The sequence below is a fragment of the Streptomyces sp. SL06 genome, assembly GCF_058244745.1.
The window spans coordinates 6491573-6504729 of the sequence record NZ_JBSYOT010000002.1 but is presented as its reverse complement, the minus strand read 5'-3'; the positions used below and the strand labels follow the sequence as shown (position 1 = coordinate 6504729).

General features: G+C 71.3%; 10 protein-coding genes and 1 pseudogene. 7 read left to right on the top strand and 4 right to left on the bottom strand.

Annotation, left to right across the window (positions count from 1 at the left end; all coding sequences use genetic code 11):
• Positions 1 to 158: 158 nt before the first annotated feature.
• Positions 159 to 1718: a glycoside hydrolase family 53 protein gene (locus AC4IHM_RS29830; RefSeq protein WP_490870064.1), complete on the bottom strand. Its 1560-nt coding sequence runs from the start codon at positions 1716 to 1718 to the stop codon at positions 159 to 161.
• A gap of 138 nt (positions 1719 to 1856) precedes the next feature.
• Positions 1857 to 3878, bottom strand: a complete 2022-nt coding sequence (locus AC4IHM_RS29825) for a beta-galactosidase (RefSeq protein ID WP_490870063.1) — start codon at positions 3876 to 3878, stop codon at positions 1857 to 1859.
• A gap of 184 nt (positions 3879 to 4062) precedes the next feature.
• Between AC4IHM_RS29825 and AC4IHM_RS29820 the strand changes: the two genes are divergently transcribed.
• From AC4IHM_RS29820 to AC4IHM_RS29800, 5 genes and pseudogenes are all read left to right on the top strand, one after another.
• Entirely contained in the window at positions 4063 to 5382 is a 1320-nt protein-coding gene (locus tag AC4IHM_RS29820) for an ABC transporter substrate-binding protein (protein WP_490870062.1), read from the top strand.
• The gene (locus tag AC4IHM_RS29815) at positions 5379 to 6308 is read left to right on the top strand and encodes a carbohydrate ABC transporter permease (protein ID WP_490870061.1); all 930 of its coding nucleotides are present in this window, start codon (positions 5379 to 5381) and stop codon (positions 6306 to 6308) included. The genes AC4IHM_RS29820 and AC4IHM_RS29815 overlap by 4 nt, the downstream gene beginning before the upstream one ends.
• Positions 6305 to 7211 (top strand): annotated as a pseudogene (locus AC4IHM_RS29810) (carbohydrate ABC transporter permease). The gene AC4IHM_RS29815 and the pseudogene AC4IHM_RS29810 overlap by 4 nt, the downstream one beginning before the upstream one ends.
• Positions 7208 to 8239, top strand: coding sequence for a LacI family DNA-binding transcriptional regulator (locus AC4IHM_RS29805; RefSeq protein WP_490870060.1), 1032 nt, complete (start codon positions 7208 to 7210; stop codon positions 8237 to 8239). The pseudogene AC4IHM_RS29810 and the gene AC4IHM_RS29805 overlap by 4 nt, the downstream one beginning before the upstream one ends.
• A gap of 100 nt (positions 8240 to 8339) precedes the next feature.
• Positions 8340 to 8738 (top strand): MarR family winged helix-turn-helix transcriptional regulator, encoded by a 399-nt coding sequence (locus tag AC4IHM_RS29800; protein WP_490870059.1) that lies wholly within the window; start codon positions 8340 to 8342, stop codon positions 8736 to 8738.
• On the opposite strand, the gene AC4IHM_RS29795 is transcribed toward AC4IHM_RS29800, so the two are convergent.
• Positions 8735 to 9136, bottom strand: coding sequence for an SseB family protein (locus AC4IHM_RS29795; protein WP_490870058.1), 402 nt, complete (start codon positions 9134 to 9136; stop codon positions 8735 to 8737). The two genes, AC4IHM_RS29800 and AC4IHM_RS29795, sit on opposite strands and share 4 nt — an antisense overlap.
• A gap of 194 nt (positions 9137 to 9330) precedes the next feature.
• Between AC4IHM_RS29795 and AC4IHM_RS29790 the strand changes: the two genes are divergently transcribed.
• Positions 9331 to 10785, top strand: a complete 1455-nt coding sequence (locus tag AC4IHM_RS29790; protein ID WP_490870057.1) for a glyceraldehyde-3-phosphate dehydrogenase — start codon at positions 9331 to 9333, stop codon at positions 10783 to 10785.
• An 83-nt stretch (positions 10786 to 10868) separates the two neighbouring features.
• On the opposite strand, the gene AC4IHM_RS29785 is transcribed toward AC4IHM_RS29790, so the two are convergent.
• Complete coding sequence (locus AC4IHM_RS29785) at positions 10869 to 11396, bottom strand: hypothetical protein (RefSeq protein WP_490870056.1); 528 nt, start codon at positions 11394 to 11396, stop codon at positions 10869 to 10871.
• A 325-nt stretch (positions 11397 to 11721) separates the two neighbouring features.
• Between AC4IHM_RS29785 and AC4IHM_RS29780 the strand changes: the two genes are divergently transcribed.
• Positions 11722 to 13149: a PI-PLC domain-containing protein gene (locus AC4IHM_RS29780; RefSeq protein ID WP_490870055.1), complete on the top strand. Its 1428-nt coding sequence runs from the start codon at positions 11722 to 11724 to the stop codon at positions 13147 to 13149.
• Positions 13150 to 13157 lie beyond the last annotated feature (8 nt).

Sequence of the window (13157 nt, the reverse complement as noted above, 5' to 3'; positions counted from 1 at the left end):
GTTGGCGGCGTCCGTGCCGCGGTTCGGGTACGGCGGGCCCCACCGCCGCGCCGCGCGCGAGGAGCGCGGCCGATGACCAGCGTAACGCCGAGGTGCCGCGCGGGGCACCTCGGGAGGGTGCCGGGTACCGGCCCGTCGCGTCCGGTACCCGACGGGTGTCAGCGGTGGCGGAACCAGGCGGTCGCCGGCAGCGCCCTGTCGTCGTAGCCGAACAGGGCCTGGTTCTCCCAGCCGTTGCCGGAGGACGGGTCGGCGGGGTCCCAGCCGTTGCCGTCGACGGCGGTCCAGGTCGCCTCCCAGTAGAAGACGCCGAGGCCGCGGCCGTTGGGAACGGCCTCCACGATGTCGGCCACCGTGTTCATCCACGCGGTCTGCCCGGCCGGGGTCGCCGGGTAGCCGGGGACCAGCTCACCCTGGGTGTCGATGATGTTCTCGTGCGCGTCCTTGCTGTCCAGGCGGAAGGGGTAGGCCGTCTCGGCGACGAAGACCGGCCTGCCGTAGCGGGCGGCGGCGTCGTCCAGGGTGGTCTGGAAGTCGGCCGGCGAGCCGTGCCAGTAGCCGTAGTACGACAGGCCGATCGCGTCGAACCGCACGCCCTGGGCGAGCGCGTTGTCGAACCACCAGCGGGTGCCCGCCAGGTCGCCGCCCTCGGCGAGGTGCAGCGCGACCGGTGTGGCCGCGTCGACGTCCTTGACCGCGTCGTATCCGCTGTTGATCAGCCCGGCGAGCTGTGTCCAGTTGGCCGTGGATCCCTCGTTCCACAGCAGGCCGCCGTTGATCTCGTTGCCGACCTGGACCATGTCGGCGGCGGTGCCCTGTGCCTTGAGCGCGCTCAGCACGTCGTACGTGTGCTCGTACACGTCCGTCCTCAGCCGAGCGTACGAGTGTCCGGCCCAGGCGGCGGGCTTGGTCTGGGTGCCGGGGTCGGCCCAGGTGTCCGAGTAGTGGAAGTCGACCAGCAGCTTCATCCCCCGCGCCTTGACGCGCTCGGCGGTCGCGAGCACGCGTGCCCTGTCGTTGTAGCCGTCGGCCGGGTTCACCCAGACCTTCAGGCGCGCGTAGTTCATGCCGGCGGACCCCAGGATGCCGAGCGCGTCGTCCGGCGAGCCCGAACTCGTGCGGTAGACACCGCCCTTGGCCTCGCTCTTGGCGAGGGAGGAGACATCGGCGCCCTTGATCGGCAGTCCCGACGCGCCCGGCTCGAAGGTCAGGTCGTCCACATTGATCCAGTTGCCGGGGTTCGCGTCGCTGTTGATGCTGACGGTGCACTGGTTGCCGGTCACCTCGACCGGCACGACGATCCTGATCCACCCGTCGGCGGACACCGGCAGGTCGGTGCGCTGCTCGGTCCCGCCGCAGTTCTTCAGTGCTATCCAGGCCGCGTTCTGGCCACCGCCCGAGCGCACCCAGGCGGTCAGCAGGTAGCCGCCGTCGGCGAGCCCGGAGAGGTGCTGGTACGTCTCGACCCGGTACGCGGTGGAGGACCAGTGGCTCAGCCGGTGACCGCCGCCGCGGCCGCCCTCCTCGGTGTACGAGGCGCCCGTCGAGCCGTACTCCGACCAGCCGTCCGGGGTGCCGGTGCCGGTGCCGTCCGCCTCGAAGCCGCCGTTGGTGAGGGTGCTCGCGGCCTGGGCGGTCTGCGCGGGCGGCGCGGTGAGGGCGAGGCCGGCCACGAGGGGCGGCAGCAGGGTCCTGAGTGTGCGTCTGGGATGGAACATCGTCGTCCGTCGTCCCTTCGACATGGTGGATGAAGGCGCCGCCCGGCGCGCCGACCGTGCGGTGCGGCGGTGCCGGGCGGCCCCCCGCGCCCGCGGCTCGCTTGCGCGCACGGGCGGAGGGGAGTCACGGGGTCCGGGTTAGCCGTCGAGCCGCACGACCCGGACGGTGCCGGCCGGGACCGCGAGGCGTCCCGCGGCGCGTGCCCCGGTCAGCAGTTCGGTGCCGGGCGCGTCCAGCGGCACCTTCGCGTCCGAGGCGGTGTGGTTGACCGCGAACAGATAGGTGCCCGACTCGCCCGCGCGGCGCACCACTTCGACATCGCGGGGCAGGTCGGTGCGCGGGGCGATGCGCGCGTCCTCGGCCGCGCGGCCGAGGACCGTGTCCAGGCCCTCGGTCCCGAGGCGGGTGGAGACGTACCAGGCGGTGCCCTCGCCGAGGCGGTGCCGGGTGACGGCGGGCCGGCCGGCGGCCGGGCCGTCGGCGTACGTCCACACCGGTTCGGCGCCCCGGGGCACCACGAACTCCGTCCACACGTCGCCGCTCGCCTCGGCGCCGTCCGGGCCGGTGAGCCGCACCCGCTCGCCCGCCGGCAGCGGGGAGAACTCCTCGACGGTGAGGCCGAGTACGTCCCTGAGCGCGCCGGGGTAGGCGCCCTCGTGGACGGCGTCGTGCTCGTCGACGATGCCGGAGAAGTACGAGACGACCAGGGTGCCGCCCCGCTCGACGTACTCCCGGAGGTTGTTCCCGGCCGCCTCCGTCATCAGGTACAGGGCGGGGACGACGACAAGGGGATAGGGCGACAGGTCGGCTTCCGGGTGGGCGAAGTCGACGGTGAGGTGGCGGTCGTAGAGGGTCTCGTAGCAGGTGTCGGCGCGCTCGCGCGGGTCGTGGTCCTCGCTGGGGCGCCACTGGAGGGTCTGCGCCCACCAGGAGTGCCAGTCCCAGAGCATGGCGGCGTCGGCCTCGGTGCGGGTGCCGCGGACGGGGTTCAACGAGTCGATGGAGGCGCCGAGTTCGACCACCTCGCGCCATACGCGGGTGTCGGTGCCGCCGTGCGGCAGCATCGCCGAGTGGAACTTCTCGGCGCCGCGCCTCGACTGGCGCCACTGGAAGAACATGGCGCCCTCGGAGCCGCGGGCCACGTGGGCGAGGGAGTTGCGGGCCATCTGGCCGGGGGCCTTGGCGGGGTTGCGGGGCTGCCAGTTGACGCCCGAGGTGGAGTGTTCGAGCAGCAGCCAGGGGGCGCCGCCCGCGACGGAGCGGGTGAGGTCGGCGGCCATGGCGAGGTTGACGTGGGTGCGGCGGCCGTCGGTGATCAGGTAGTGGTCGTTGCTGACGAGGTCGACCTCGCGGCCCCAGGCCCAGTAGTCGACGGAGTCGCACTGGCTGAGGGCGGTCATGAAGTTGGTGGTGACGGGGACGCCGGGTGACAGGCGGTGCAGGATGTCCCGCTCCGCCACGAAGTTCTCGCGCATGGTGGCGTCGGCGAAGCGCCGGTAGTCCAGCGCCTGGGCCGGGTTGCCGACCGTCGGTGTCCTGCGCGGCGGGTTGATCTGGTCGAGGCCGGCGTACCGCTGGCCCCAGAAGGCGGTGCCCCAGGCCTCGTTGACGGCGTCGACCGTGCCGTACGTCGTCGCCAGCCAGCGGCGGAAGTGCGCGGCGCAGGAGTCGCAGTAGCAGGCGGAGACGGGGACGCCGTACTCGTTGTGGACGTGCCAGAGCGCCAGTGCGGGGTGGTCGCCGTAGCGCTCGGCGAGCCTGGTGGTGATGTTCGCCGCCGCGGCGCGGTAGTCGGCGTTGCTGTGGCAGATGGCGCCGCGGGAGCCGAACTCGTGGCGCACTCCGTCGGCGGTGACCGGGAGGGCCTCGGGGTGGGCCCGGTAGAACCAGGCGGGCGGGGCGACGGTGGGCGTGCCGAGGTCGACGCGGACGCCGTGGTCGTGCAGCAGGTCCAGGAGGCGGTCAAGCCAGCCGAAGTCGTAGGTGCCGGGGGCGGGTTCCAGCAGGGCCCAGGAGAAGATCCCGACGCTCACCATCGTGACGCCGGCCTCGCGCATCAGCCGGAGGTCCTCCTGCCAGACGCTCTCCGGCCACTGCTCGGGGTTGTAGTCCCCGCCGAAGGCGAGCCCGGTGAGGCCCCTGGGGGTGGTCTCCGGCATGGATGGTCTCCTGATGTGATCGATCAGTTGGGAACGTGCACACACATTCTGGGCGGCGCGAGGCCAACATAACCGCACAGCATCAACCATTGACAAGTGTCCGGGATGTTTCTCTACTGTGAACGCTCACAGAAGCATGGCAGGTCTTCGCAGCAGGCGGAGACCCCGGTCAGGGGAGAGTTCCATGCCGTACACGAAGCGCCGCCGCCTGGTGACCTCCGCCGTCGCCGTCGCGCTCGGTGCCACCACCCTCGCCGCCTGCGGCTCGTCCGACGACGACGGCGGCGCTCAGTCGGGTCCGGTCTCGCTGACGTACTGGACCTGGACACCCGGCATGGACAAGGTCGTCGACCTGTGGAACAAGGGAGCGGGCAAGAAGGAGCAGATCACCGTCACGGTGAAGAAGCAGGCGTCCGGCGACACCCTGGTCACCAAGATCCTCACCGCTCACAAGGCGGGCAAGGGCCCCGACCTGGTGCAGGCCGAGTACCAGGCGCTGCCGACCCTGGTCAGCAACGACGCACTCGCCGACATATCGGGCGAGGTCGCCGACGCGGAGGGCAAGTTCGCCGAGGGCGTGTGGCAGCAGACCACGCTGGGCACGGACGCCGTCTACGCCGTCCCCCAGGACATCGGGCCGATGATGTTCTACTACCGCGAGGACCTGTTCGAGAAGTACGGCCTGGAAGTCCCGGCCACCTGGGACGAGTTCGCCGAGACCGCGCGCAAGCTGAAGAAGGCGGCGCCGGACAAGGACCTCACCACCTTCTCCGCCAACGACTCCGGGCTCTTCGCGGGCCTCGCCCAGCAGGCCGGCGCCCAGTGGTGGACGACCGAGGGCGACCGGTGGAAGGTCGGCATCGACGACGAGGCCACCGAGAAGGTCGCCGAGTTCTGGGGCGGCCTCGTCAAGGAGGGCGCCGTCGACAACCAGCCGATGTACACGCCGGCCTGGAACAAGGCGCTCAACACCGGCAAGCAGATCGCCTGGGTCAGCGCCGTGTGGGCGCCCGGCACGCTGACCACCGCCGCGCCCGGCACCAAGGGCAAGTGGGCCGTGGCCCCGCTCCCCCAGTGGTCCGCGGGCGAGAACCGCACCGGCAGTTGGGGCGGCTCCTCCACCGGCGTGACCACCGACTCCGCGCACAAGGAGGCCGCCGCGAAGTTCGCCGAGTGGCTGAACACCGACGGCGACGCGCTGAACGCCCTCGCCAAGGAGGGCGGCATCTATCCGGCCTCCACCTCCGCCCAGGTCAGCGGCGCGTTCGCCAACCCGCCGGAGTACTTCTCCAACCAGCCGGACTTCTACACCCGGGCCGCCGAGATCGCCAGGACGACGGCGCCCTCCGCCTGGGGCCCGAACGTCAACGTCGCCTACACCACCTTCAACGACGCGTTCGGCGCCGCCGCCAAGAACAAGTCGGACTTCACCGCCGCCCTGCGCACCATGCAGGAGGAGACGGTCGCCGACCTCAAGAAGCAGGGCTTCGAGGTCGCTCAGTGAGCAGCACGACGGCACGCCGGAGGCGGTACGGGGTCAAGGGCGCCCCGTATGCCTTCCTGGTTCCCGCGGTCGTCCTGTTCCTCCTGTTCTTCGCGCTGCCCATCGGCTACGCCGTGTACCTCAGCTTCCGCAAGGTGGAGGTCTCCGGGCTCGGCCTCGGCTCCGGTGCGCGCAAGGAGGTCTGGGCCGGCTTCCGGAACTACGCCGACGCCCTCTCCGACAGCGAGCTGCTGGACGGCGCACTGCGGGTCCTCGGGTACGGCTGCATCGTCGTACCCGTGATGCTGGGGCTCGCCCTGCTGTTCGCGCTGATGCTCGACTCCGAGCGGGTGCGGTTCACCCCGGTCACCCGGCTCGCGATCTTCCTGCCGTACGCCATTCCCGGCGTGGTGGCGGCGCTGCTGTGGGGCTTCCTGTATCTGCCGGACGTCAGTCCGTTCTACTTCGTGCTCGACCGGCTCGGGCTGCCGCAGCCGGATCTGCTGGACGGCGGTCCGCTGTACCTCGCCCTGTCGAACATCGCGGTCTGGGGCGGCACCGGCTTCAACATGATCGTCATCTACACCTCGCTGCGGTCCATCCCGGCCGAGGTGCACGAGGCGGCGAAGCTGGACGGCGCCTCCCCGCTGCAGACCGCGTTGCGGATCAAGATTCCGATGGTGGCGCCTTCGCTGGTGCTGACGTTCTTCTTCTCGATCATCGCCACCCTCCAGGTGTTCAGCGAACCGACCACCCTCAAACCACTGACCAACTCCGTCTCCACCACCTGGAGTCCGCTGATGAAGGTGTACCAGGACGCCTTCCGCAAGGGCGACATCCACGCGGCGGCGGCCCAGGCGGCGATCATCGCGCTCGTCACCCTGGCGCTGTCCTTCGGGTTCCTGCGGGCGGCGAACCGGCGCAACAGGCAGGAGGCGGCCCGATGAGTTCTCTCACCGTACGCAGGACGCGGCCGGCGGCGGGCACCACGCCCGGCGCCGCACAGGGGCCGCCGCCGCGCCGCCGCGCCGCGCTGATCCCCACCGTCACACTGCTGCTCGGCGCGGTCTACTGCCTGCTGCCGGTGGCCTGGGTGGTCGTCGCGGCCACCAAGTCGGACAGCGAGCTGTTCTCCACCTTCACCTTCCTGCCCGGCTCGGGGTTCGCCGACAACGTGAGCGATCTGAGCGCCTACCGGGACGGCGTCTACTGGCGGTGGATGGCCAACTCGGCCCTCTACGCCGGTCTCGGCGCCCTGCTGTCCACGGTGGTGTCCGCGCTCAGCGGCCACGCGCTGGCGGTCTACCGCTTCCGCGGCCGGGAAGACGCTGTTCAACGTGCTGCTGGCCGGCGTGCTGATGCCGCCGGTGATCCTCGCCGTCCCGCAGTATCTGCTGCTGGCCAAGGCGGACCTGACGGACTCGTACCTGGCCGTGCTCCTCCCGCAGATCCTCTCCCCGTACGGCGTCTACCTGGCGCGGATCTACGCCACGGCGGCCGTGCCCGCCGACGTGGTGGAGGCCGGGCGGATGGACGGGGCGAGCGAGTGGCGGATCTTCTCCCGGGTCGCGCTGCCGATGATGGTGCCGGGGCTGGTGACGGTGTTCCTGTTCCAGTTCGTCGCCGTGTGGAACAACTTCCTGCTGCCGTACATCATGCTCAGCGACGACGAGAAGTTCCCGATCACGCTGGGGCTGCACACGCTGCTGGAGCAGGGCGCCAACACCCCCGCGCTCTACACCCTGGTGATCACCGGTGCCTTCCTCGCGGTGATACCGCTGGTCGCCCTGTTCCTGGTCGTCCAGCGCTTCTGGAGCCTCGACCTGCTCTCCGGGGCCGTAAAGTCATGACCATGAGCAACACGGGGGGCCGGCGCCGACCGCCCACGATCCACGACGTGGCGCGCGAGGCCGGAGTGTCGCGTGGCACGGTGTCACGGGTACTCAACGGCGGGCACTACGTCAGCCCGGCCGCGCAGGAGGCGGTCAACGCGGCCATCCGCAGGACCGGTTACGTCGTCAACCGGCACGCCCGGTCGCTGATCACCGGGCGTTCGGACTCGGTGGGCTTCCTGCTCACCGAGCCCCAGGAGCGGTTCTTCGAGGATCCCAACTTCAATGTCCTGCTGCGCGGTTGCACCCAGGCGCTGGCCGCGCACGACATCCCGCTGCTGCTGATGCTGGCCGGCACGAAGGACGAACGGCGGCGCATCACGCGGTACATCACGGCGGGGCACGTCGACGGGGTGCTGCTGGTCTCCAGCCACTCCGGGGACCCGGTCGCCGAGGAGCTGCGCGCGGCGGGCGTCCCGCTGGTGGCGTGCGGCAAGCCCATCGGGCTGGGCTCGAAGGTGAGTTACGTGGCCGCCGACGACCGGGACGGGGCCCGGGACATGGTGCGGCACCTGCTGTCGCTCGGGCGGCGGCGGGTGGGTGTGGTCACCGGTCCGCCGGACACCCCGGGCGGTGTGGAGCGCCTGGCCGGCTACCGGGAGGAGATCGCCGGGGCCGGCGTCGAGTTCGACGAACGGCTCGTAGTCTCCGGCGACTACAGCAGGTCCAGCGGTGAGGCGGGCGCCGAACTGCTGCTGGCGCAGGCACCGGACCTGGACGCGGTGTTCGTCGCGTCCGACCTGATGGCACAGGGTGTGCTGACCGCGTTGCAGCGGGCCGGGCGGCGGGTGCCGCAGGACGTGGCGGTGGGCGGTTTCGACGACTCCCCCGCCGCCCTGGCCGCCGACCCCGCGCTGACCACCATCCGGCAGCCCTGGGACCGGATCAGCGCCGAGATGGTGCGGGTGCTGCTGGCCCAGATCGGCGGGGAGGACCCGGCGGCGGTGATCCTGCCGACGGAGCTGGTCAGACGGGACTCGGCCTGAGCGCGCTCGTGGCCCCTCTCCCACCCGCGCGGGCGCCGTCCCTTGCACACGCAGTAGTTGCACAATCAACGAATAATGGTCCCGGTGCTACCGTTCGGGTATGGCAGTCAGGACGGCCGGTGTGCGGCTCGAGGAACGGTGGCGGGACATCCTCTCGCTGCACGCGCGCACGATGTGCGAGATCGACCGTGCGCTGCATCCGCACGGCCTGGGCGCGAGCGACTTCGAGGTGCTCGACATCCTCGCGGCCGAGGGGCCCGAGGAGGGCGCCCAGTGCCGGGTGCAGAACCTGGTCGGCCGGGTCCATCTGAGCCAGAGCGCGCTGTCCCGGCTCATCGCCCGGCTGGAGAAGGACGGCCTGGTGGAGCGGTCCATGTGCGCGGAGGACCGGCGCGGGGTGTACGTCACGCTGACCCACAGGGGCCGCGACCTGCACACCGAGGTACTGCCGCTGCAGCGGGCCGTGCTGGCCCGCATGCTCGGCGACGACACCCCCTAGGGACGGGCCAGCAGGGTGCGCACGCCGTCCGACGTGAGGGTGAGGCGGTGGTCCGAGCCGGCGTCGATCGACAGCGACAGGTCGTCGGTCGGCCACTGCGCGGCGAGGGCGCCCAGCGGCACCATGCGGTAGCGGGAGACGTACGGCAGCAGTCCCGCCATCTCCAGTTCCGAGGTGAACACGGGCACCACCTGACGGCCGCCCTGCTGTTCCAGCACCGGCAGGGCCAGCATCCCGGGGTCGGCGGCGTCCTGGTCGTTGGCGTCGTCGGGCACCGGGACGAGGACGTCGCTGCTCGCGAGCGTGTCGAGCGCCGCCGTGTCCTCGGTGTTCTCGGCAAGTGTGTCCAGCGCGCGCTGGGCGGGCGAGACGTTGTTTTCGTTCGCGGGTGTGTCCATGGCAGATCCCTGGTAGCGGCGGTGGGTCGGCCCGCTCCGATGACCGGAACGGAGACGGTCCAGGCTCGCGTACCCGATCGTCCGGTGGGCAACCCTGCTCGACACCGCACCCCGATCGGCGAGGAGCCCACTTGATCGATCAGTCGAGCGGTCGGGTTAGCATATGAGCGCCGCCTAGCTCGAAAGACAGAGACGTGACTGCCAACGACGACTCGTTCACCAACTGGAAGAACCGCGAAGAGACCGCGGAATCGATGATCCCGATGATCGGGAAGCTGCACCGGGAGCGGGACGTCACGGTCCTGCTGCACAGCCGTTCCCTGGTGAACAAGTCGGTGGTCAGCATTCTCAAGACCCACCGCTTCGCCCGCCAGATCGCCGGCGCCGAGCTGTCGGTCACCGAGACGATGCCCTTCCTGCGGGCCCTCACCACGCTCGACCTCGGCCCCTCCCAGATCGACATCGGCATGCTCGCCGCCACCTACCGGGGCGACGACCGCGGGCTGACGGTGCAGGAGTTCACCGCCGAGGCCGTCGCCGGGGCCACGGGCGCCAACAAGATCGACCGCCGTGAGCCGCGCGACGTCGTCCTGTACGGCTTCGGCCGCATCGGCCGGCTCGTCGCCCGCCTGCTCATCGAGAAGGCCGGCTCGGGCAACGGCCTTCGTCTGCGCGCCGTCGTGGTCCGGGGCGGCGGCGAGCGGGCCGCCGAGGACATCGTCAAGCGCGCCTCGCTGCTGCGCCGCGACTCGGTGCACGGCCAGTTCCAGGGCACGATCACCGTCGACGAGGAGGCCCGCACGATCCTCGCCAACGGCAACGCGATCAAGGTGATCCACGCCGACGACCCGACGCGGGTCGACTACACGGCGTACGGCATCAAGGACGCCATCCTCATCGACAACACCGGCAAGTGGCGCGACCGCGAGGGCCTCTCCAAGCATCTGCGTCCGGGCATCGACAAGGTCGTCCTGACCGCTCCGGGCAAGGGCGACGTCCCCAACATCGTCCACGGCGTCAACCACGACACCGTAAAGCCGGACGAGCGGATCCTGTCCTGCGCGTCCTGCACCACCAACGCGATCGTCCCGCCGCTGAAGGCGATGGCCGACGAGTACGGTGTGCTGCGCGGCCACGTGGAGACGGTCCACTCGTTCACCAACGACCAGAACCTGCTGGACAACTACCACAAGTCGGACCGCCGTGGCCGCAGCGCGCCGCTGAACATGGTCATCACGGAGACGGGTGCCGCCTCCGCCGTCGCCAAGGCCCTCCCGGACCTGAAGGCGAGGATCACCGGCAGCTCGGTCCGCGTGCCGGTGCCGGACGTGTCCATCGCGATCCTCAACCTCCAACTCGCCCGCGAGGCGAGCCGCGAGGAGGTCCTCGACCATCTGCGCGAGGTGTCGCTCACCTCGCCGCTCAAGCGCCAGATCGACTTCATCAGCGCCCCCGACGCGGTCTCCAGCGACTTCATCGGCTCGCGCCACGCCTCGATCGTCGACGCCGGCGCGCTGAAGGTCGAGGGCGACAACGCCATCCTCTACCTCTGGTACGACAACGAGTTCGGCTACTCCTGCCAGGTCGTCCGCGTCGTCCAGCACGTCTCCGGCGTGGAGTACCCGACGTACCCGGCCCCGGCACTCTGATCCCCGACACCGCGAACACGGCGGCGCCGCGCCGAGGCCGGCCGGCATCGGCCGGGCCTGCCGGGGCAGGCGTGTGGTGGCGTTCACACGGGGGTCCCGTGCGGCACGGCGGTCGGTGAAACGAGAATGGGGCCATGGAGGCACTGGTTCGGCGCTCGCCCTGGGTCGAGGCGCTGGTCTGGTGCGTGGCGGTGCTGAGCATGACCGTCCTGGCCTCGGCCGCGGTCGTGCGCAGCACCGTGCTCGACCCCGGGTTCTACGGCAAGGTGCTGGAGGACGAGCGGGCCTACCAGCGGTTCTACGACGAGGTGCTGGTCGACCCGGACAGTACGCCGCTGGCCCGCGAGCTGCTGGACCGGCTGCCCGTCCCGCAGTCCACCATCACCTCGAACCTCAAGGTCGTGATCCCGCCGGAGACCCTGCGGGCCATGGGCGACCGGCAGATCGCCGAGGTGATCCACTATCTGGAGGGCGACCGCGACCGGCTGCGGATCACGGTCGACCTCGAGCCGGTCGTGGCGAACGTCGAGCGCCTCAGCCAGGCCTACTTCGGCGATGCCGTCGCCGCCCTCCAGCAGCGCTCCGAGCCCGACTTCCAGGCCTTCGTGCAACGCCTGTCCGAACTGGCGGCGCAGGTGGTGGCCGGTGAGGCCCCGCTGGAGGGCCTGTCGGCGCTGCCGCTCTCCCCCGGCCAGGCGGTGGCGGCCACGGACGCGCTGATGCGCCTGGTTCCCGCGCCCGCGCGCGCCGGCCTCGGACCCACCGTGCGGGCGGCGCTGGACCGGGGGGACGTGGGGGCGGCGCTGGCCGCGGTCGCGCCCGTCGCCCTGACGGACCAGGTCCGGGAAACCGCCTCGGAACTGCTGCGGGAGGCGAACGAGGGCACCTGGGTCATCACCGTCGACGTTCGATCCCTCGCACGAGGCGCTCGCCCCGGTGGACCGGGCCCGTTCCATCACCCGGCTCTTCCAGGAGGTGGTGGAACCGGCGGCCGCGGTGCTGTGCGCCTCGGCCCTCACCCTGCTGTGGTTCGCCACGCCCGGACCGGTCAAGCGCCGGCTGATGCCGCTCGGCTGGGTCCCGGCGTCCGCCGCCGCGCTGATGGCGCTCACCGTGCTCGTGCTGCGGCTCACGCTGAGCGACGCGCTGTTCGGCTCCCCGTCGTCGTGGCCCCGGTCGGCGTCGGCCCTCCTCGCCGACATCGAGGCCACCGCGGTGGACCGGCTGCTGACCACCGCCACCGTGGTCGCGGTGATCCTGCTCGCCGCCGGCGCCCTGCTGATCACGGTGGGGTGGGTCTGGCAGACCAGGCCCGGCGTGCCGGTCCTCACCGACCCGCGGCACCTCCCGGCCCTGACCTTCGCCGTCACGGCGTGCGCCCTCGTCGGCACGATGCTGGCGCCGGTGGCGATCACCGGCTCCTCCCCGCGCATCTGCCAGGGCAGCGCCGAGCTGTGCGACGCCCGCTACGACGAGATCGCCCAGCTCGCGTCGCACAACGCGATGGCCACGACGGCGGACCGGTTCATCGGCCCCTTGCAGGACCCCGACATCGTGGGCCAGCTCAACGCCGGGGTGCGCGTCCTGCTCCTCGACACCCACCGCTGGGAGCGGCCCGAGGAGGTCGCGGAGCGGCTGAACGCCTCGGACTTCTCCCCGGAGCTGCGCCGACGGCTCACCGGGCTCCTCCAGCAGGTGAACCCGCCCCACCCCGGCCTGTGGCTGTGCCACTCGGTGTGCGGCGCCGGGGCCCTGGGTCTGGTGCCCACTTTGCGGCAGATCGGCGAGTGGCTGCGCGCGAACCCCACGGAGGTCGTCACGCTGATCCTCCAGGACGGCGTCGACCCCGTGCCGAGTCAGAACGCCTTCCTGCGGGCCGGACTGTCCGACCTGCTGTACGAGCCGAAGGCGGACCCGGACCGGCCGTGGCCGAAGCTCAAGGACATGATCGACAGCGGCCGGCGGCTGGTCGTCTTCGCGGAGAAGGCGGACGGCCCCGCGCCGTGGTACCGGAACCTGTACCGGTACGGGATGGAGACGCCGTTCGCCTTCCGCAGCCCGGACGAGATGTCCTGTCTGCCGAACCGGGGCGGCACCGACAAGCGGCTGTTCCTGCTCAACCACTTCGTCACGGCCGGCGGCGGAGTACGGCTGGACGCCGGGACCGTCAACTCCCGGCAGCGGGTGCTGGAACGGGCCCGCGCCTGCGAGCGGCAACGCGGCAGACCGGTCAACTTCATCGCGGTGGACTACGCGACGATCGGCGACGCGCTCGGCGCGGTCGAGGAACTCAACGCCGAACGCCTCAAGGTCGATTCGCGCTTCCCCGTGGAACGGTCACCGGACAGGCTCCGCGGGCCGTGAACCCGTCG

Coding starts and splice junctions, on each gene's coding strand:
- AC4IHM_RS29805 (WP_490870060.1), top strand. CDS start 7,208: ATGACCATGAGCAACACGGGGGGCCGGCGCCGACCGCCCACGATCCAC.
- AC4IHM_RS29825 (WP_490870063.1), bottom strand. CDS start 3,878: ATGCCGGAGACCACCCCCAGGGGCCTCACCGGGCTCGCCTTCGGCGGG.
- AC4IHM_RS29820 (WP_490870062.1), top strand. CDS start 4,063: ATGCCGTACACGAAGCGCCGCCGCCTGGTGACCTCCGCCGTCGCCGTC.
- AC4IHM_RS29830 (WP_490870064.1), bottom strand. CDS start 1,718: ATGTTCCATCCCAGACGCACACTCAGGACCCTGCTGCCGCCCCTCGTG.
- AC4IHM_RS29800 (WP_490870059.1), top strand. CDS start 8,340: ATGGCAGTCAGGACGGCCGGTGTGCGGCTCGAGGAACGGTGGCGGGAC.
- AC4IHM_RS29795 (WP_490870058.1), bottom strand. CDS start 9,136: ATGGACACACCCGCGAACGAAAACAACGTCTCGCCCGCCCAGCGCGCG.